Origin of the sequence: Nocardioides daeguensis (assembly GCF_019192965.1) — a bacterium.
In the GTDB taxonomy this organism is placed as follows: Bacteria; Actinomycetota; Actinomycetes; order Propionibacteriales; family Nocardioidaceae; genus Nocardioides; species Nocardioides daeguensis.
On record NZ_JAHTKU010000024.1, the window covers coordinates 66,324 to 85,705 of the forward strand.

Genomic DNA, 19,382 nt, shown 5'->3' on the forward strand with positions numbered 1-19,382 from the left:
ATTCACTCCTTGGGGTCGATGACCGAGTCGATGACGAGTCTGGCCCATTCAAGCAGGGCGACCCCCTCGAGCGGGGTTCCCGTGCGGCCCGGGATACCGGGGCGCGGCACCAGGATCGACTCGAGCTGGTGCTTGACGATCGACTTCGGGTAGAGCCGGTTGAGCCGGATGGTGCGCGACTCCGGCAGCACGACCGGGTGGAAGCGGACGTTCTTGCCGACGGTGGTGATCTCCTTGACCCCCGCCTGCCGCGCCCGCGCGCGGAAGCGCGCGACCAGGAGCAGCGCGGCGACCTGCTCGGGCGGCTCGCCGTACCGGTCGTCCAGCTCGCCCGCGATCTCGTCGACGTCGGCGTCGGAGCGGACCTCGGCGAGGCGCTTGTACATCTCGAGCCGGAGCCGCTCGCTGGGGATGTAGTCGTGGGGCAGGTGCGCCTCGACCGGCAGCTCGATGCGGACCTCCTCGAGCTGCTCAGGCGCTCCCCCGTCGCTACGGAAGTCGCGCACCGCCTCACCGACCAGGCGGACGTAGAGGTCGAAGCCGACGTCGGCGATGTGGCCGGACTGCTCGCCGCCGAGCAGGTTGCCGGCGCCGCGGATCTCGAGGTCCTTCATCGCGATCGCCATGCCGCCGCCGAGGTCGGAGTGCTGGGCCAGGGTCGCGAGCCGCTCGTGGGCGGTCTCGGTCAGCGGCTTCTCGGTCGGGTAGAGGAAGTAGGCGTAGGCGCGCTCCCGCGACCGGCCGACCCGGCCGCGCAGCTGGTGGAGCTGCGAGAGGCCCAGGGTGTCGGAGCGCTCGATGATCATGGTGTTGGCGTTGGAGACGTCGATGCCGGACTCGACGATCGTCGTGCAGACGAGGACGTCGAAGTTCTTCTCCCAGAAGTCGACCATCACCTGCTCGAGCTGGTGCTCCCCCATCTGGCCGTGCGCGGTCGCGACCCGCGCCTCGGGCACCAGCTCGCGGATCTTGGCGGCGGCCTTCTCGATCGAGCTCACCCGGTTGTGGATGTAGAACACCTGACCGTCGCGGAGCAGCTCGCGTCGTACGGCGGCCACGACCTGCCGGTCCTCGTAGCCGCCGACGTAGGTGAGCACCGGGTGCCGCTCCTCCGGCGGGGTGGTGATCGTGGACATCTCGCGGATGCCGGTGATCGCCATCTCCAGGGTGCGCGGGATCGGGGTGGCGGACATGGACAGGACGTCGACGGAGGTGCGCAGCCGCTTCATCGCCTCCTTGTGCTCGACGCCGAAGCGCTGCTCCTCGTCGACGATGATCAGGCCGAGGTCCTTGAACTTCGTGTCGGCGTTGAACAGCCGGTGCGTGCCGACCACGACGTCGACGGTGCCGTCGGCGAGCCCGGCGATGGTCTCGGCGGCCTCCTTGTCGGTCTGGAACCGGCTCAGCGGCTTGAGGTTGATCGGGAAGCCGCTCATCCGCTCGCTGAAGGTCGTCAGGTGCTGGTTGACCAGCAGCGTCGTCGGCACCAGGACGGCGACCTGCTTGCCGTCCTGGACCGCCTTGAACGCCGCGCGGACCGCGATCTCGGTCTTGCCGTAGCCGACGTCGCCGCAGATGAGGCGGTCCATCGGGACCGTGCGCTCCATGTCGGCCTTGACCTCGTCGACCGTGGTCAGCTGGTCGGGGGTCTCGTGGAACGGGAAGGCGTCCTCGAGCTCGCGCTGCCAGGGGGTGTCGGGACCGAAGGCGTGGCCCTGGGTGGCCTGGCGGGCGGCGTACAGCTTGATCAGCTCGGCCGCGATCTCGCGGACCGCCTTGCGCGCCTTGTTCTTGCGCTTGGTCCAGTCACCGCCGCCGAGCCGGTCGAGGCTGGGCTGCTCGCCGCCGACGTAGCGGGTGACCTGGTCGAGGGTGTCGGCCGGGACGAACAGGCGGTCGGCCGGGCCGCCGCGCTTGGAGGGGCCGTACTCGAGGACGAGGTACTCGCGCACCGCGCCCTGCACCTCGCGCTGCTTCATCTCGACGAACCGGCCCACGCCGTGCTGCTCGTGGACGACGTAGTCGCCGGCCTTGAGCTCGAGCGGGTCGATCTGCCGCTTGCGGCGCACCGGCATGGCGCCCTTGTCGCGCACCGACGCCTTGGAGCCGACGATGTCCTCGCCGGTGAGGAGGACGAGGCCGCGGGCGGTGTCGACCAGGCCGTGGCCCAGGTTGCCGCAGGTGATCGTGACGACGGCCGGGTCGAGCTCGTGGCCGGCCGGGAGGTCGTCGACGAGCCGGGCCGGGACGTCCTGCTCCCCCAGCGCCTCGACCATGCGCTGCGCGGGTCCGTGACCGACGTGGACGACGGCCACGGCGTGGCCCTCACTGCGCCAGCGGGCGATGTCGGCGAACGCCTTCGCCACGTCGCCGCGGTACGACGGCGCGGGCTGCGCGCTGCTCGGCACCTCCTCGTCGAGACCGAACGGGCTGAACGTCCACCAGGCCTGGCCGCGCTCGCGGGCGTGGGAGCGGACGTCGCCGAGCGACTGGTAGGACGCGGCCTGCAGGTCGATCGGTGCCTGGCCACCGCTGGCGGCCGTGGCCCAGGACGCGGCGAGGAACTCCTCGCTGGTCGCGACCAGGTCGTGGGCCCGGGCGCGGGCCCGTTCGGGGTCGAGCACCAGGATCCGGGTGTCGGCGGGCATCAGGTCGACCAGCAGCTCGAGCTCGTCGACGAGCGCCGGGATCAGCGCCTCCATGCCCTCGACCGCGATGCCCTGGGCGATCTTGTCGGTGATCTCGAGGAGCTGGGGGTGGGTCTTCCCCAGCTCGGCGGCGCGGGCGCGGACCTCGTCGGTGAGCAGCAGCTCGCGGCACGGCGGCGCCCAGAGCCGGTCGACCTTGGCGATCGTGCGCTGGTCGGCCACCGCGAACGAGCGGATCTCGTCGACCTCGTCGCCGAAGAACTCCACGCGCAGCGGGTGCTCCTCGGTCGGCGGGAACACGTCGACGATGCCGCCGCGGACCGCGAACTCTCCGCGCTTCTCGACCAGGTCGACCCGGGAGTACGCCGCACCGACCAGCCCCGCGACCACGTCGTCGATCGCGGCGGTCGCGCCGACGGCCAGCTCGACCGGCGCCAGGTCGCCGAGGCCCTTGACCTGCGGCTGCAGCAGGCTGCGGACGGGCGCGACGACCACCTGCACCGGGCCGGTCGCCGCATCGGTCCCGGGGTGGCACAGGCGGCGCAGGACGGCGAGCCGCCGGCCCACCGTGTCGCTGCGCGGGCTCAGCCGCTCGTGGGGCAGGGTCTCCCAGCTCGGGTAGTAGGCGACGCCGGCCGGGTCGACCAGGTCGCCCAGCTCGGCGACCAGCTGCTCGGCCTCACGGGTGGTCGCGGTGACCACGAGCACCGGCCGCCCGGCCCGGGCCAGGCCGGCCGCCAGGAAGGGTCGCAGGGCCTCCGGTCCGGTCAGCTCCCCGGTCGGCTGGCTGCCGTCGACCGCCCCCGCCAGGGCGGCGGACAGGGTCGGGTCGGCGAGGACGGCATCGGCGAGGCCGGCGAGGCTCACGGGGCACACCTTTGGTCGAGGGACACGACGAGCGCCCCCGGTCTGCGAACGACCGGGGGTGCAGGCGCCAGCCTACGCCGGGGCGCCGACACCGCCCATGCTCAGCCGAACCGGCCGTTGACGTAGTCGTAGGTCCGCGAGTCCTGCGGGCTCTGGAACATGGCCTCGGTGTTGCCGTGCTCGACGATCACGCCGGGCTGGCCCTGGGAGGCGAGGAAGAAGGCGCACTGGTCGGAGACGCGGGCGGCCTGCTGCATGTTGTGCGTGACGATCACGATCGTCACCTCCCGGGCGAGCTCGAGCATGGTCTCCTCGATCACCCGGGTGGAGGTCGGGTCGAGGGCCGAGCACGGCTCGTCCATGAGCAGCACCCGCGGGCGGATCGCCAGCGAGCGGGCGATGCACAAGCGCTGCTGCTGACCGCCGGAGAGGCCCCCGCCGGGCGCGTCGAGGCGGTCCTTGACCTCGTTCCACAGTCCGCCCTTGACCAGGCAGGACTCGACGAGGTCGTCCTTGTCGCCCCGCGGCATCCGGGTTCCGGTCAGCTTGAGCCCGGCCAGCACGTTCTCCCGGATCGACATCGCCGGGAACGGGTTCGGCTTCTGGAACACCATGCCGATCGCCCGCCGCGCGTCGATCAGCCGCTTGCCCGGGTCGTAGATGTCCTCGCCGTCGAGCAGCACCTCGCCGGCCAGCTGGGCCGACGGGACCAGCTCGTGCATCCGGTTGAGGATGCGCAGGAAGGTCGACTTGCCACAGCCCGACGGACCGATCAGCGCGGTGATCCCCCCGGCCGGCATGGTCAGCGAGACCCGGTCGAGGACCTTGTGGTCGCCGAACCAGGCGGTGATCTCGCGGGCCTCGAGCTCAGCGAGGCTGCCCGGAGCGCCGGAGCGGTCGATCGAGGTCGCCGGGTCGAGCCGGGGCACGTCGGCGCCGGGCGGCGGGGGCGGCGGCACCGCCGGGATGGTCATCGTGTCGGCGGTCGGGTCGGTGGTCATGCGTGGTCCTTCGCGAATGTGCGGGGCCCGGGTGGGCGTCGTACCCACCCGGGCCCCGCGGAGTGCTTCGAGCTACTTCAGCTTGATCGTGAACGCGAGCGTGGTCGACGGCGCGAGGGCGTCGCCGCCCCAGGTCGCGACCAGCTTGTTCTTGCCCTTCTTCAGGCCCTTGAGGGCGACCTTGGCGACGCCCCCGCTGACGGTGCCCGTGCCGACGACCTTGCTGCCGAGCTTGACGGTGATGGCGCCGGTGGCCGGGGTGGTGGTGCCGGCGAGCGCGACGGAGACCGAGCCCTTGACCTTCTTGGCGCGCTTGGCCTTGGCCGGGAAGGACTCGCTCAGCGACGCGATGGTCTTGACCGTGACCGTGCCCGTGGCCTCGGAGGGCTGGAAGACCGAGCCTGCCTTGGGCGTGAAGACCGCCTTGTAGGTGTGGGTGCCCGCAGCGAGACCCGACAGCTTGGCGGTCGCGGCGCCACCGACGACGGCGACGTTGGCCGCGACGACCACGCCGTTCTCGGAGAAGGTCACGGTGCCCTCGGGGGTCTTCGAACCCGCGATGGTCGCCTTGACGTCGGCCTTGCCCGCACCGGTGCTGGTGCCGCTCACCGAGGCCGTGGTCGCCACCGGCTCGTTGCCGGTGGTGAAGTTGCTGGTGGCGGAGGTCGTCTGGACACCGCACACGCCGCCGTCGATCGGGCGGGCGAGCTGGTCGAAGCCGGCCTGCTTGATCAGGGCCTCGGCGGCGTCGGAGCAGAGGAAGCCGTCCGGCCCGAAGACCGCGGTGATCTCGGGCTTGGCGACGTCGGTGCCGCGCACCACGTTGTAGAGCGCACGCTTGGCCTCGAAGTCGCCGCCGACCAGGCGGAGGGTGTTGCCGAGCAGGCCGGCGCGGCCGGCCGAGAACGGCGCGATCGCGTTCGGGTCGTTCTTGATGCTGGTGTCGTCGTGCTCCTGCACGGCGACGACACTCGGCGCGAGGGTCACCGCGTTGCCGCCGTTGGCGGCCTTGAGCTGGGCCTCGAAGAAGGACCGGGTGCCGGAGCCCGCCTGCGGGATCTTCGGTGCGATGACCCCGCTCGTCGCGCTGCCCGGGATCTGGTTCCAGTTGGTGTAGGTGCCGTCGTAGATCTTGACCAGGTCGGCCTTGTTGATCGTGGCCGGCGCGTTCGACGCGACGCTGGCGGACACCGCGACCCGCAGCACGTCGACGGCGAAGGGGAACTGCTTGAGCCCGGCGTTCTCCTCCGCGCCGCTGAGGCTGGACGAGGACCGCGCGAAGTCGATCTCGGGCGTGTCGTTGGGGGCGTAGAGGCGGCTCTTGCCCGAACCGGAGCCGTTGGGCCGCGGGATGGTCGCGCCACCGGGGAGGTTGAGGTCGCCGCCGCTGGTGGCCGCGTACGTGGCCAGCTTGACCGCGGGGGCCGGGACCCGGCCGTTCCAGGTGTCGGCGAGGAGCTTGAGTGCGTGCTGGCTGGTGTCCGAGCCGACACCGATCAGGTCGGCGGAGACCGGGGTCAGGGTGGTGTCGTCGTTGTCCGGGACATAGGCAGCGTGCGCGGGCGCCGTGCCGGCGATCACCGAAGCGGTCGCGAGGGCCCCGACGAGGACTCCCCCGAACGTCTTGCGTGCAGACATCAACTTCCTCTTCTCTGGATTTCTTCTCGGGTGTGGTGGTGCGGGTCGTTCAGATCAGGTTGGGCAGCAGCCGCATGGCTGTGTCCGTGGTGAGCCACGAGAGGGCGAGCAGGGGCGCGCAGCCGACGACCCAGACCTGGGTGCGGGTCCAGCGCTGGCGCGCCAGCTGGGTGGCGACGACGAGCCCGATGAGCAGCGCGAGCCACAACGTCAGCAGCGGCAGCGCCTCCGTGCCGGACTTCATCGCCTCCTCGGACTCGGGGACGCTCGGCGACAGGCCGGCCGGTGCCGGGAAGCCTTGGGCGGCCTCGGCGTCGACGTAGACGGTGCTGCCGGGCATCATCCGGGCGAACCGGCCCTCGCCGGCCGCGGTGACGAGGGTCAGGCGTGCGGCACCCTGGGCGGCCGGCTGCGGCAGCGGGTCGCCGTCGTGGCGCAGGCCGAGCACGCGGAAGGTGACCTTGCCCTGGGCCATGGTGACCTTGATCAGGTCGCCGGCCGCGAGCCGGTCGAGGTCGCGGAACGGGGCGCCGTACGTCGTCGAGCGCCCGTAGAGCGTCGATGCGCCCACCTGTCCGGGGAGCACGGTGTCGCGGCGGTGACCGGGTCCGGCGAACAGGTCGCCGGCCGCGGTTCCCTCGACGACGGTCTCCTCGACGCCGATCGCGGGGATCGACAGCAGCGCGACCGGGGCACCCGGCTCGGTCACCGGGCCGACGGGCGCGGTCGCGCCTGCCAGCTGCGAGCGGAGCTCGCTGTGCAGCAGCGACTGGGCCCGGTCGTGCGAGACGGCGCCGAGGAACAGCAGGTGCACGACGAGCCACAGGCAGAGCAGCGCGACGACGGTCAGGGTCGCGTTGACCACCATGCCCGACTCGCTCGGCGGTGGCGGAGGCGGAGGCGTACGACGGCGGCGGCCGGTCTCCTCGGCGCTCGCCGGCGCCGGCGCGGTGGCCGCGACCGTGGGCGCGGCGTCCGGGACGGTCGTCGTCATGCCGACCACCGCCGGCGCAGGGCCATCAGGCGGGTGACGAGCGAGGCGGACGCCGCGACCATGCCGATGACCAGCAGGGCCGGCAGCATCGACAGCGCCGTGGTCGAGCTGGCCGCCTCGGTCTGCGCGGTCACGACCTCCTGCTGCTCGCCCACGGCGGCCGGTGCCGCGGCGCCGGGGTCGGCGGCGGGAGCGGCGCCGGGCGCACCGGCCTGCGGCGTCGCCGGCGCAGCCGCCTCTCCCTTCGGCTCGTCCGACGCGGGCGCCTTCTGCGCCTCGATCGACCGGGCCGTGTCCTGGGCGGCATGCCACAGGCGCGCCGTCGGGCCGGACTTGCGCAGCGGCAGGTAGCCGGCGGGCAGCTCCCCGTTGGCGCGTCCCGCGCGCTGGCCCTCCGACGTCGCGATCCGGATGAAGGACGCGACTGTCGCGGCCTGCTTCTTCTCCAGGCCGTGGGTGCGCGCCGCGGTGTAGACGATCTGCGTGCCCGGGTAGGCCGACTTCGCCGCGACGAGGTCCTTCTGGGACAGCACGAACGGGCCGCGCGGGTCGCCCTTCTTCTGGCGCGCGATGCCGACTGCCTTGCTCAGCGAGGCGGTCGTCGGCGCGACGAAGTTGCCGCCCGAGGTCTTCAGCGATGCGGCCTGCAGGCCGTACCGCTCGGCGTCGCCGAGGCTGACGATGCCGAGCATGAACCGGGCGCCGTACGACTGGCGGTCGATCCGGCCCAGCTTCCAGGCCTTGGTGGCCGCGGACAGGTCGGCGACACACCGGGTCTGCACGTTCGGCCACGCGTCGATGAGGGCGTCGGCGATCTTGCGCAGGGTGGTGACGGGAGCAGCGAGCTGGTTGAAGTAGACCGCGGGGTTGGCCTGCCGGCACTCGTCGTTGGTCTGCGGCTCGTAGGTGTCGAGCAGCGGCCACTCGCCCGTGGGCAGGTCGACCTTCTTGTACGACGGGTTGACCACCATGCCCCAGGGGTCCTTCTTGCCCGCGACGAAGCTCGTCGCGTCCTTGTCCTGGGCGATGTAATCGGTGAGCTGCTGGATGATGTCGGAGGAGTTCGACAGCGACAGCAGGGTCGCGCCGGCCTCGGACGAGATGTCGGTCAGGCCCGGGTTGAGCGCCCGGAACTCGGGGTCGAGCTGCAGGCTGAGCGGGTTGTCCGCCAGTCCCGGGTGTCCCTTGCCGAGCGCGGAGCCCGGGTAGCTCTGGGTGAGCAGCTTGGCGATGAGCCGGGCGTTGAGCCGCAGCTCGGTGTAGACGCCGGCGTTGTCGGGCCGGTCGATGACGTAGCCGATCGCGAACCCGGTGACGGCGGTCGGCGCGTAGCCGACCGGGTCCGGCCCGGTCTGCTCGTGCGGCGCGGCGACGAAGGCGGCGGGCGAGCCACCGGTCTGCATCAGGTTCCACCCGGTCTGGTCGGGCATCTGGTTGAGCTGGAACTTGAACCGCTTCTTGTTCAGGCAGTACGCCGGGGCCCACTGCAGCGCCGCCTGCGCCATCAGCTCGGAGCCCGAGAACGCGACCGGAGCCCGCTTGTCGAGGATGTCGCAGGCGTCGGGCGGCAGGCCGAAGCGGATCGGGATGGAGACCCGGTTGCGCCAGTTGGACGCCGCCCACCACAGCCCCGGACCCACGGCCCGGTCGATGCCGTCACCGGCGAAGTTGCTGCTGCCCGAGGGGTGCTCGCCGAACTGGCGGCAGTCCTTGCCGAGGACGGCGCTCACGCCGGCCGGGACGGCCGGGTCGGTCGGGGTGGCGCAGCTGAGCCCCGCGATGGGGACGACCACGATCGAGCAGGCCACCTCGCGGGTGCAGCCGAGGGACTCGTTCTCCGCGCTGGAACGGACCTCGAAGTCCACGGACCCGTTGCCGTCACCGTCGGTGAAGGCCGCGATCTCCGAGGGCGGGAACGCGGCGTCGACGGCCGCCTCCGGCGGCATCGTGTCGCGGTTGCAGGCGAGGAAGACCTTGCCCGAGGCGGCGACGAACGGCGTCACGTGCGTGTACGTGTCGTCGGACTGCGCCTCCTTGCAGGTGTCGGCCGGGAGCCGGTCCGCCCCGGACAGCGGCGCGCGGTCCGCGTCGGTCGCGTAGCGGTCCACCGTCCACAGCGCCTCGTAGGGAGACACCGCGATCTGGGAGCGCTGCGAGAAGGTCGAGGTCCAGCAGGTCTCGGGCCGCACCTGCTGGTCGAGCGGCAGCGAGGCGTCGTCGGTGCCGCGGCACTGCATCACGACGACGGGGTACTCCTGGAGCAAGCCCTTCTCGCCGAAGGGGTTGCTGGCCCGGCCACCGCTCGGCGGCGCGCCGGTCCAGGACACCTCGACCCGCTCCCGGCCGCGCAGGTCGGTGGTGTGGTCGGCCCGGACGGTCAGGTCGTAGCTGCCGACCTTCTCGACGTTGCCCTGGTCGTCGACGAACGTGCGGTCGATGCTCTTGGTCTGTTCGAAGCCACCGGCGGGTACGGCGGTCCGGGTCGCCGTCGAGCCGGCGCTGGAGCCCGGCGCGAGGAGCGCGAGACCCATCAGCGCGGCCACGACAGCCGTCACGATCGTGCTGTGGCGGCGGTTCATGCGACCGGTCCCGTCGCCCGGGCGGCGCGGCGGCGGCGCAGCAGCATGCTGACCACACCGGGCACGATGACCAGGGCGCACAGCTCGAGGACGGCCAGCACGCCGAACGGGCGCTGGTCACCCTTGCGGTCGGCGACCAGGGTCGGGTTGGCGTACACCTCGGTGGCCGCCGGCGTACCCGTGCCGCCGGCAGCGGGCAGGGCACCGGTCTCGGGGTCGGCCTGCGCGGGTGGTGGCGCGGCGCCGGCAGCGGCGTCCGGCGCCGGGGCGCCGTCGGTCGGCGCCGCCCCGTCGGTGGACGGCTTGCCGGTGCCGGTGTCCGTGCCGCACGGGCCGGCGCCGACCTTGTCGCAGGCGGCCGGCTGGGGCGCCTTCTTGGCGAGCACGTTGCTCTTGAGGTTCTTGCCGTCGAAGGTCGGGTTGTTGCAGCTGCGCACGTCGCGGTCGGTCAGGTTGACCGCGGCGTCGGCGGCCTTGAGCTTGGCGACCTGGTCGAACCCGGCCTGGACCAGGTTGAGCGGCAGCGGCGAGTAGCCGTAGGAGCCGGCGCTGGTCTGACCGCCGCACAGCGAGTAGTAGATGAAGTCGGCGAGCGTCTGCCGCTTGGCCGTGGTCATCCGCGCGTCGCTGCCGCCGGTCGGGATGATCATGTAGGAGTACGACGAGATCGGGTACGCCCGCGGGTCCGCGTTGGCGTACACGCCGCGCAGGTCCTGGGTCAGGGTCGTCGGGTTGATCTGCGCCTTCGTCAGCGCCACCGCGGTGTTGTACTGCGTCGGCTCGACGTAGAAGCCCGACTTGTTGAGCACCTTGACGACCGGGTAGTTGGCGTTGACCGGGTAGGAGTACTCGACGTAGCCGATGGTTCCGTTGCCCGCGAAGCCCTTGACCGTGTTCATCACCTGGTCGGAGCCGGACTGGGCGACCATGCGCGAGCCGGACTTGCGCGGGTAGTAGGACGTGAGACCGGACTTGCCGAAGTAGGGGCGCCAGATGCTCGGGTACTGGTCGTCCATCCAGGTCGTGAACTGTGCCGTCGTGCCCGAGCCGTCGGAACGCACGACCGGCGTGATCGGCAGTGACGGGAACGCGCGGCCGTTGTTGTCCTTGGTGATCGCGGCGTCGTTCCAGTTGGTGACCTGGCCGGTGAAGATCTTCGCGATCGTCTCGCCGGACAGCCGCAGGTTGCGCACGAGCTTGCCGCCGACCTTGAGCTGGTAGGTGAACGCCGTGCCGCCGGCGACGATCGGCAGATAGGCGTAGGGCCGGTCGGACTTGTCCTGGTTGCCCTGCTCGTCGACGCCCTGGTAGGGGATCTCGGAGATCGCGAAGTCGTTGGTCGCCTGCGCGAAGTCCTTGCGGCCCTTGCTCGAGCCGCCGCCCGTGTAGACGACCTTCATGCCGTTCGCGTCGACGTCGGCGATCCACTTCTGCACGATCAGCTCCGACCAGGTGGAACCGGTGCCCTCGATGGTCGTGTACGCCGCCCGGCCGGCCGGACGGGAGCCGCCGGTCCGGTCGCCGGTGTTGTCGTCGGCGGCCGCCGTACCGGTCGCGGTGACCAGGACGGCGAGCCCGGCGAGCAGGGCGAGGGCGGTACGTCGGACGCGGGCGGTCATGCGGTCTCTCCGTTGCTGCGGGTACGGCGGGGGCGGATGCTGCGCGTCGCGCCCAGCAGGGCCACGAGGCGCCTGCGCAGGGGCGGGCGGCTCCGGTAGCGGCGCGGACGGGCCACCAGACGGGCGATCACGAACAGGGCGAGGACGAGGGTCATCAGCACGACGGCAGCGCCGAAGGCGCGGCCGATGGCGTTCGGCTCACCGCTGCGCACCTGGGTGTAGATGAACAGCGGCAGCGAGTTCATCGCACCGCCGACGGGGTTGGCGGTGATGAACGGCGCGGCGCCGGAGGTGAGCAGGACGGGGCTGGTCTCGCCGACGCCACGGGCGACACCGAGGATGACGGCGGTGGCCAGACCCGGGCGCGCGGTCGGGAGGACGACGTGCCACACGGTGCGCCAGCGGCTGGCACCGAGCGCGAGGCTGGCCTCGCGCAGGTTGCCGGGGACGACACGCAGCACGACGTCCGCGGCGCGCGCGATGATCGGCAGCATCATGACGCCGATCGCGAGACCGGCGGCGAGGCCGGAGCGCGGCACGCCCGCGGCCAGGATGACCGTCGTGTAGATGAACAGGCCGGCGACGATCGAGGGCAACGCGGTCATCGCCTCGACCACGGTGCGCACGACCCTGGCGAAACGCCCGCCGACCTCGGTCATGAACACGGCGGTGCCGATGCCGAGCGGCAGCGCGACGGCCAGGCCGATGCCGAGCTGGATGCCCGAGCCGATGATCGCGTGCAGGACACCGCCCTCGGTGAACGGCGCCTTCGGCTCCACCCCGGCCATGTCGTCGGTGAAGAAGTTGAGATGGACCAGCGGACGCCAGCCTCGCACGAACACGAAGACCACGGCCGAGACCAGGGCGAGGCCGACAGCCACCGCGCCCGCAGTCACGACCACGCCCGCGACCCGGTCGCGGACCTCGACGAAGGTGGTGCTCATCGCGGACAGCAGCGCGGTCATCACGATGCCGGCGACCAGCAGCACGATCACGAACCAGGCCACGCCGCTCAGCGGCAGGAAACGCTGGGTGACCAGCCAGGTCGCGCCCAGGGCCGCGATCCACGCGCCCACCCGGGCGAACAGCTCGTCGCCGTTGGCACGGCCCACGGCCCGGCGCGGCACCGGCGGCGGGGCGTCGGCGTCGCGGGTCGGGAGCGTCGTACGGCGCTCGGCGGCGGGGACGGTGGTCGGCTCGGCGACCACCGGTCCGGTGGAGGTCAGGGCGCTCATCGGGGTCCCCGCGGAGTTGTTCGCTGGAGGAGCGGAGCGGGGGAAGCGGAGAACTTCGTGGGGTGATTCATGCGTCGGCGTCCGCTCCGGAGCGGCTGCGGTTCACGATGATCGCGGCGAGCGTGTTGACGCACAGCGTGATCAGGAACAGCACGAAGCCGGCGGCGAGCAGGGCGGAGAGCTGGGCGGGCGTGGCGTCGCCGAACTGGACGGCGATCAGCGCGCTGACCGAGTTCGCCCCGATCTCCAGGACGTTCCACTTGACCTCGAACGCCGGCGAGATGATGAGGACGACGGCGATCGTCTCGCCCAGGGCGCGGCCGAGGCCGAGCATGGTCCCGCCGATGATGCCGCCGCGGCCGAAGGGCAGCACGACGGAGCGGATCACGCCCCACTTGGTGGCGCCGAGCGCCAGGGCGGCCTCCCGCTCCCCCGGCGGGGTCTGCGAGAAGACCTGCCGCATCACGGCGCATGCCATCGGCAGCACCATCATCGCGACGGCGATGCCGGCGCAGAAGGCGCTCGACACGTAGCGGCTGGTGTCCCACACGGCGCTGTCGGGATCGGTGCCGCGGATCTCGAAGAACGGCACCCAGCCGAAGTTCCGCTGCAGCCACCAGGCCAGCTCGGCGGCGTACGGCATGACGAGGAAGAAGCCCCACAGGCCGTAGACGATGGACGGGATCGCGGCCATCAGGTCGACGGCCGAGACGAGCAGGCCCTTGATCCGGGCGGGTGCGTACTCGCTGATGTAGAGCGCGGTGAGCAGCGCCAGCGGGAACGCGAAGGTCATCGCGACCAGCGCGATCGAGACGGTGCCGACCAGGACGCCGGCGATGCCGATCACGTCGATCTCGGGCTGCCACCGCTCCTCGGTGAGGAACGAGAGCCCGTAGTGGCGCAGGGTCGGGACGGCCTGCCAGGCCAGGAAGACGCCGACACCGCCGGTGATCACCAGGACGGACGCGCCGATCGCTCGCGATGCGTTCACGAAGACCGCGTCGGCACCCGTGGCTTTGCGGGAGATCCGGCGCGGCTGGGCTTCAGGCGCGCTCGGATCGACGAAGGGCAGGCTGGTCACACGTCGTCCTTGTTCGTGGCCACCCGAGAAGGCCGTGTCCTGGCAGCGCGAATCCGCGCAACCACGGGAACGGTGACGCCCTTCCGCAACGGGAAAGGGGGATGACGGTGAACAGGACGGGAACGGTGGAGGGCGTCTCGATGCGCCCGCGGCCGGTGTCCCGGGCTACTCGACGGGCGACGTCGGGTCGCTCACCCGTCCCACGAACAGCGGGGCGGCGTGCGCCACGTCGTGGATCAGGAACAGGAACGGCCGGTCGACGACGAACGGTACGGCGACCGGGGCCGCCGTCTCGGCCATGACGACGGCCGTCGCCGCGGCGGCCTCGGTGCCCTCCTCGTCGACCGCCACGAAGCCCTGGTGGAGGACCTCGGCGACGACCAGCGGCAGGTCCTCCTCGGTCATCGGGGTGAAGTCGGCGGTGTCGCTGAAGGCCGTCGGCATCCCGAGCGCGGACAACGGGTCCTTGAGCGGCGCCGCGGTGCGGAAGGACCAGCGCGGCAGGCTGAGGTCGACGACCGTCGGTTGCGCATCGGCGGTGAACACGGCGAAGCCGCCCGACCGGACCTGCCGCTCGACCCGGTCGAGGGCCCCGTCGTCGGGGAGAACGACGGTCATCGCGAGCCGCCGGCCGGCGTACGGCAGGACGACGGAGCGCCAGCCGTCGCCGCTCGCCAGGCCCGTGGCGAGGTCGGGCACGCGCATCAGGTCGGCGTCGACCTGCGAGCCGTCGAGGCGGTGGAAGGCCCCGGGCGCGGTCAGCCCCTTCTCGAACGGCTGCTCCCACGGGGCCTTGAGGTAGATCGCGTTGACGAGGACCAGCCGGGTCGACGGGTCGAGCACGCCTCCGGGCACGAGGTCGACGATCCGGTCGTGGGTGCGGTCCTCGACCCAGCCGTTGATCGCGGTCCGCGCCTGCTCGGTGGCCCGCTCGAAGTCGACGGTGCGCAGGCCGGCGCCGTACTCCTTGGCGAGGAGGTCGAGGAAGTCGGCCTCCCACGCGACGTCGCGCTGCCCGAACAGCTGGTCGGCGGTGCTCAGCGCGAGCTCGGCCGTGGAGCCGTCGGCCCGCTCCTGCTTGCCGGCCAGGTCCTCGACCAGGGTGGTCAGCGCGTTCACGCCCTTGTGCCACCGGTCCCCCAGGTCGCCGACGCCGAGCACGGTGCGCATCTCCTCGGCGGTGGTGCCCGCGGCTCCCGTGAGCGTCATACCGAGGGCGACCAGCACGGAGTACGGCGAGAGCACCAGGTTGCCGTGGGTCCCGTCAGCGGCCGCCAGTTGTCCGTAGAGCTCACCGGCGAAGCGGTCCAACCCGGCGACCACCGGCGCGACCAGGCTCGGGTCGCCCGCAGCCCGGCGCACGTCGGAGGAGACCAGCTCGATGCCGTCCGGCTCCGACGTCCGCGCCGCGCCCGGCGCCGCACCGTCGTCGGCGCAGGCGGTCAGGGCGGCGGCACCGAGGGCGGCGAACCCCAGCTGGAGAGCGGTACGGCGGGCGAGCGGCGTCGTCATACCCCTTGTGACGTGCGGGGACGGCGACGGGTTCCGGCAGCGCGCTCCCGCGGGTCGGGACGGGTCAGGACCCGGGCGGGCCCACGACCAGCGCCACGCCGGTCAGCGCGGCGACCGTCACCAGACCGACACCCAGCCCGCGCAGCGGGTTGGTGAGCAGCCACGCCACGACCCGGTCCGGCAGCGCGGACCCGGCGCCCGCGGGCAGCCGCCACGCGTCGCCGAGCCAGCCCCGGCGGATCGCGAACCACTCGAGCGGCACCGTCGCGAGCGGAGGTACGGCGGCGACGAGCGCGAGCAGGCCACGGCCCGCCGACCAGCGCCGGTCCACCCAGACCACGACGGTCGTCACGACGTAGGCGACGAACACGATGCCGTGCAGCATGCCGAAGATCCGTACGCCGGTCTCGTTCTCGGCCGGGCCGTACTTGAGGAACATGCCGAGCAGCAGTCCCGTCCACGTGACCGCCTCGGCGATCGCGACGGTGCGGAACAGGCGGGTGGGGGTGTTCATGCGGTGCCTTCCTCGGTGCTGGCCAGCTGGGCCTTCCACTCACGGAAGGACTCCTCGGTGCGGCCCTGCTTCCAGTACGCGGAGATCGAGACGTCGGCGCGCGGGACCCCGCGCTCGCCGTACAGGTAGGGACGGATCTCCTTCATCACGGCCTGCCCCTCGCCGTGCACGAACGCGTGCACCCGGCCCTCGCGCCACGGCAGCGCCTTGACGGCGTCGGCCAGGCCCGGGTGGGTCGGGTCGGAGCGGTGCAGCCAGGTCACCTCGACGCCCGCGGGGGCGGCGACCGGCTGCTCGTACGACGGCCCGTCGACCTGCAGCACGACGTACCCCCGCGCGTCGTCGGGCAACGCGGCCAGCGCCTGGCGGATCGCGGGGATCGCGGCCTCGTCGCCGGCGAGGAGGTGCCAGTCGGCGGCGGGGTCGGGGGCGTAGGCGCCGCCGGGTCCGCGGACGTGGATGGTGTCGCCGGGCCGGGCCTTCGCAGCCCAGGGTCCGGCGACGCCCTCGTCACCGTGAACGACGAAGTCGATGGCGAGCGTGCCCGCGGCGACGTCCGGCGCGATGGCGGTGTAGGTCCGCAGCGTCGGCCGGCCTCCGTTCTCCAGCTCGGCCGGGTCGCCGAAGACGAGCTTGACGTAGCGGTCGGTGAAGGTGTTGTCCGCGAAGGCGGCCAGGTCGCCGGAGAACCGGATCCGGACCATCCCCGGGCTGAGCTGCTCCGTCGCCTCGACGGTCAGCAGCGTGATGGGCTTGCTCACGCAGTCACGGTACCTAGGCTCCGAACCGGCGCTCGCGCTGGGCGTAGGCCCGGATCGCGCGCAGAAAGTCGACGCGGCGGAAGTCGGGCCAGTAGGCCTCGCAGAAGTAGAACTCCGACTTCGCGCTCTGCCACAGCAAGAACCCGCCGAGCCGCTGCTCCCCCGACGTGCGGATCACGAGGTCCGGGTCGGGCTGGCCCTTGGTGTAGAGGTGCTCCTCGATGTGCTCGATGTCGATGACCTGGGCCAGCTCCTCGAGCGGGGTGCCGAGCGCGGCGTGCTCGGTCAGCAGCGAGCGGACGGCGTCGGCGATCTCGCGGCGGCCGCCGTAGGCCACCGCGACGTTGACGATCATCCCGTCGACGTCGGCCGTGGCTTCGGCCGCGGCCTTGAGCCGCTTGGCCGCGGCGGCGGGGAGCAGGTCGAGGGCACCCACCAGGTGCAGTCGCCAGCGGCGCTGGTCGGCGAGCGAGTCGACGGCGTCGACGATGATGTCGAGCAGCGGCTCGAGCTCCTCGGCCGGCCGGTTGAGGTTGTCGGTCGAGAGCAGCCACAAGGTGACGACCTCGATGCCGACCTCGTCGCACCAGCCCAGCAGCGGCTCGATGTTGGCCGCTCCCGCGCGGTGCCCGTGGGCGGTGTCGCGCCCGACCGCCTTCGCCCAGCGCCGGTTGCCGTCGAGCATCACGCCGATGTGCTTGGGCAGGTTGCCGGGCATCTTGCGAAGCATCCGTGCCTCGTACGCGGGGTAGAGCACCTTGCGCACTCCGCGCTTCCAATCCGCCACATCACGATGTTAGCCGGGCTACCGGCCCACCCACCCGACTGACACGATGAGACCGATTCCGACCTCCCCCGAGAACAGAGTAGATAGGACGACCATGACTGCAGCCGCCTGGCACCCGGACCCGACGGGACGCCACGAGCTCCGCTACTGGGACGGTTCCCAGTGGACCGACCACGTGTCCGACCAGGGCGTCCAGTCGACCAACCCGCTCTACGCGTCGGCCGACGCGGGTGCCGACGCCGCCGACGCGAGCGCCGCCGTCGGGGCCAGCGGTACGACGGACAGCGGCTCCTCCGCCGACGTGTGGGTCGGCAGCCAGGAGGCCGCCGCCGGCGAGTCCGCCGCCTCGGTCCCCGCGGCCATCGAGGAGTCGAGCGACGCCGGCGCCGCCCAGGCCGAGCCGGCCTTCTCCTTCGACGCCGTGACCGCCGTCGCCCCGCGCGCCGCCGAGCCGGTCGCCCAGCCGGTCGCCGAGCAGCCGGCCGAGCAGCCCGCCCAGCCGTCGTGGGGCCAGGCGCAGCCCGTCGAGCCGTACCCGCAGGCCCAGGCGCCGGCGTACGCCCCGGCCCAGCAGCCCCAGCAGCCGATGGGCGGCTACGGCGCCCAGCAGGTGCCCGCCGACGCGTTCGCCGGCATCAGCGGTGACCTGATCGACGGCCGGTTCAGCGAGATCGACGGGCTCGGCGCCGTCTTGCAGAACAAGAGGCTGCTGCGGGTGCGGGTCACCGAGCCGTTCATGGCCAAGCAGGGCGCGATGGTCGCCTACCAGGGCAACGTGAACTTCAACTTCCAGGGCGGCGGCGCCGCGAAGTTCCTCAAGAAGGCGTTCACCGGCGAGGGCCTTTCGCTGATGCGGGTCGAGGGACAGGGCGACGTCTTCCTCGCCGACGGCGCGCAGGAGGTCCACATCCTGCACCTCAACAACAGCGGCCTGTCCGTCAACGGCCAGAACGTGCTGGCCTTCTCGGCCTCGCTGGAGTGGAACGTCGAGCGGGTCAAGGGCGGCAGCATCGCCGCGGGTGGCCTGTTCAACACCACCCTGCGCGGCACGGGCTGGGTCGCCATCACCACCGACGGCGACCCGGTCGTGCTCAACCCGGGCGAGGCGCCGACCTTCGCGGACGCCAACGCGCTCGTCGCCTGGTCCACGCACCTGCAGACCTCGATCCGCTCCACCGTCACCGCGGGCGCCCTGATCGGCCGCGGCTCGGGCGAGGCGTTCCAGGTCGCCTTCCAGGGCCAGGGCTTCGTCATCGTGCAGCCCTCCGAGGGCAACTCGGTGCCGCCGCACACGCACTGACCGCATCCTCCGATCGGTCGGACCACGACGGCCGGATGAGCGTGAGATCACGTTCGTCCGGCCGTCGTGGCGTTCGGGCCCGGCCGTTATCCTCGCTTTATGAACCAGGCGATCCACCACGCGAACGACAAGGTCCGCGCCCGGCTGGACGACCTCGGGGACCAGATCAGCGAGAAGGTCGCCGAGATCAAGCCCAAGCTCCGCGGCTGGATCCACCTCGTCTCGACGCCGCTCGTGCTGGCCGCCGGCATCGTGCTGATCGCGCTGTCCCCGACCGCGACCACGCGGATCGGCTCGGCGCTCTACGCCGGCTCGGCACTGCTGCTGTTCGGCACCTCCGCGCTCTACCACCGCGGCACCTGGTCGCCGAAGGTCTGGACCGTGCTCAACCGGTTCGACCACTCCAACATCTTCTTGTTCATCGCCGGCTCCTACACGCCGTTCGCGCTGACCCTGCTCGACGGCGCGTCCCGGGCCGTGATGCTGTCGGTCGTGTGGACCGGCGCCCTGCTCGGCATCGCGTTCAAGCTGTTCTGGCCGAGCGCCCCGCGCTGGCTCTCGGCGCCGATCTACATCGCGCTCGGCTGGGCGGCGATCTTCTTCATCCCCGCCTTCTTCGAGGGCGCCACCGCGCTCGGGCTCGGCATCGGGGTCGCGATCTTCGTGCTCATCGTCGTGGGGGGTGCGCTCTACACGATGGGCGGCCTGGTCTACGGCTTCAAGTGGCCCAACCCGTCGCCGCGGGTGTTCGGGTTCCACGAGATCTTCCACGGCTTCACGATCGCCGCGTTCGTGGCGCACTACGTCGGCGTCTCGCTGGCGACGTACTCGCTGCGCTGAGCGGTC

Annotated in this window: 14 protein-coding genes; 2 read left to right on the forward strand and 12 right to left on the reverse strand. The window is 72.0% G+C overall.

Annotated elements, in window-relative coordinates; translation table 11 throughout:
• Window positions 1–2: 2 nt before the first annotated feature.
• From mfd to KU893_RS19760, 12 genes are all read right to left on the reverse strand, one after another.
• Window positions 3–3,515, reverse strand: coding sequence for a transcription-repair coupling factor (mfd, locus tag KU893_RS19705; protein ID WP_218236098.1), 3,513 nt, complete (start codon window positions 3,513–3,515; stop codon window positions 3–5).
• Between the two features lie 101 nt (window positions 3,516–3,616).
• Window positions 3,617–4,516: a phosphate ABC transporter ATP-binding protein gene (locus tag KU893_RS19710; RefSeq protein ID WP_246592928.1), complete on the reverse strand. Its 900-nt coding sequence runs from the start codon at window positions 4,514–4,516 to the stop codon at window positions 3,617–3,619.
• Between the two features lie 72 nt (window positions 4,517–4,588).
• Window positions 4,589–6,154, reverse strand: coding sequence for a PstS family phosphate ABC transporter substrate-binding protein (locus KU893_RS19715; RefSeq protein WP_218236099.1), 1,566 nt, complete (start codon window positions 6,152–6,154; stop codon window positions 4,589–4,591).
• Window positions 6,155–6,203: 49 nt separating this feature from the next.
• Entirely contained in the window at window positions 6,204–7,148 is a 945-nt protein-coding gene (locus KU893_RS19720) for a sortase (RefSeq protein WP_218236100.1), read from the reverse strand.
• A complete protein-coding gene (locus KU893_RS19725) occupies window positions 7,145–9,727 on the reverse strand; it encodes a hypothetical protein (protein WP_218236101.1) in 2,583 nt (860 codons plus the stop codon). The genes KU893_RS19720 and KU893_RS19725 overlap by 4 nt, the downstream gene beginning before the upstream one ends.
• On the reverse strand, window positions 9,724–11,346 hold the full coding sequence (locus tag KU893_RS19730) for a phosphate ABC transporter substrate-binding protein PstS (protein WP_218236102.1): 1,623 nt from the start codon (window positions 11,344–11,346) through the stop codon (window positions 9,724–9,726). Before KU893_RS19730 ends, KU893_RS19725 begins: the two co-directional genes overlap by 4 nt.
• Window positions 11,343–12,581, reverse strand: coding sequence for a phosphate ABC transporter permease PstA (gene pstA, locus KU893_RS19735; RefSeq protein ID WP_218236103.1), 1,239 nt, complete (start codon window positions 12,579–12,581; stop codon window positions 11,343–11,345). Before pstA ends, KU893_RS19730 begins: the two co-directional genes overlap by 4 nt.
• A gap of 67 nt (window positions 12,582–12,648) precedes the next feature.
• Window positions 12,649–13,572, reverse strand: a complete 924-nt coding sequence (gene pstC, locus KU893_RS19740; RefSeq protein WP_257441443.1) for a phosphate ABC transporter permease subunit PstC — start codon at window positions 13,570–13,572, stop codon at window positions 12,649–12,651.
• A 255-nt stretch (window positions 13,573–13,827) separates the two neighbouring features.
• On the reverse strand, window positions 13,828–15,174 hold the full coding sequence (locus KU893_RS19745; protein ID WP_218236104.1) for a serpin family protein: 1,347 nt from the start codon (window positions 15,172–15,174) through the stop codon (window positions 13,828–13,830).
• A gap of 64 nt (window positions 15,175–15,238) precedes the next feature.
• Window positions 15,239–15,688, reverse strand: coding sequence for a DUF3817 domain-containing protein (locus KU893_RS19750; RefSeq protein ID WP_218236105.1), 450 nt, complete (start codon window positions 15,686–15,688; stop codon window positions 15,239–15,241).
• Window positions 15,685–16,449, reverse strand: a complete 765-nt coding sequence (locus KU893_RS19755) for a siderophore-interacting protein (protein WP_257441444.1) — start codon at window positions 16,447–16,449, stop codon at window positions 15,685–15,687. Before KU893_RS19755 ends, KU893_RS19750 begins: the two co-directional genes overlap by 4 nt.
• A 13-nt stretch (window positions 16,450–16,462) precedes the next feature.
• Window positions 16,463–17,236 carry an isoprenyl transferase gene (locus KU893_RS19760; RefSeq protein ID WP_218236106.1) on the reverse strand — a complete coding sequence of 258 codons (774 nt, stop codon included), beginning with the start codon at window positions 17,234–17,236 and terminating at the stop codon, window positions 16,463–16,465.
• Window positions 17,237–17,330: 94 nt separating this feature from the next.
• On the opposite strand from KU893_RS19760, the gene KU893_RS22995 reads away from it, so the two are divergent.
• A complete protein-coding gene (locus KU893_RS22995; RefSeq protein WP_246592929.1) occupies window positions 17,331–18,536 on the forward strand; it encodes an AIM24 family protein in 1,206 nt (401 codons plus the stop codon).
• A gap of 99 nt (window positions 18,537–18,635) precedes the next feature.
• Window positions 18,636–19,376, forward strand: a complete 741-nt coding sequence (gene trhA / locus KU893_RS19775; RefSeq protein WP_218236107.1) for a PAQR family membrane homeostasis protein TrhA — start codon at window positions 18,636–18,638, stop codon at window positions 19,374–19,376.
• The last annotated feature ends 6 nt before the right edge of the window (window positions 19,377–19,382 follow it).

Coding starts and splice junctions, on each gene's coding strand:
- KU893_RS19710 (WP_246592928.1), bottom strand. CDS start 4,516: ATGACCACCGACCCGACCGCCGACACGATGACCATCCCGGCGGTGCCG.
- KU893_RS19715 (WP_218236099.1), bottom strand. CDS start 6,154: ATGTCTGCACGCAAGACGTTCGGGGGAGTCCTCGTCGGGGCCCTCGCG.
- KU893_RS19720 (WP_218236100.1), bottom strand. CDS start 7,148: ATGACGACGACCGTCCCGGACGCCGCGCCCACGGTCGCGGCCACCGCG.
- KU893_RS19725 (WP_218236101.1), bottom strand. CDS start 9,727: ATGAACCGCCGCCACAGCACGATCGTGACGGCTGTCGTGGCCGCGCTG.
- KU893_RS19730 (WP_218236102.1), bottom strand. CDS start 11,346: ATGACCGCCCGCGTCCGACGTACCGCCCTCGCCCTGCTCGCCGGGCTC.
- pstA (WP_218236103.1), bottom strand. CDS start 12,581: ATGAGCGCCCTGACCTCCACCGGACCGGTGGTCGCCGAGCCGACCACC.
- KU893_RS19745 (WP_218236104.1), bottom strand. CDS start 15,174: ATGACGACGCCGCTCGCCCGCCGTACCGCTCTCCAGCTGGGGTTCGCC.
- KU893_RS19750 (WP_218236105.1), bottom strand. CDS start 15,688: ATGAACACCCCCACCCGCCTGTTCCGCACCGTCGCGATCGCCGAGGCG.
- KU893_RS22995 (WP_246592929.1), top strand. CDS start 17,331: ATGACTGCAGCCGCCTGGCACCCGGACCCGACGGGACGCCACGAGCTC.
- trhA (WP_218236107.1), top strand. CDS start 18,636: ATGAACCAGGCGATCCACCACGCGAACGACAAGGTCCGCGCCCGGCTG.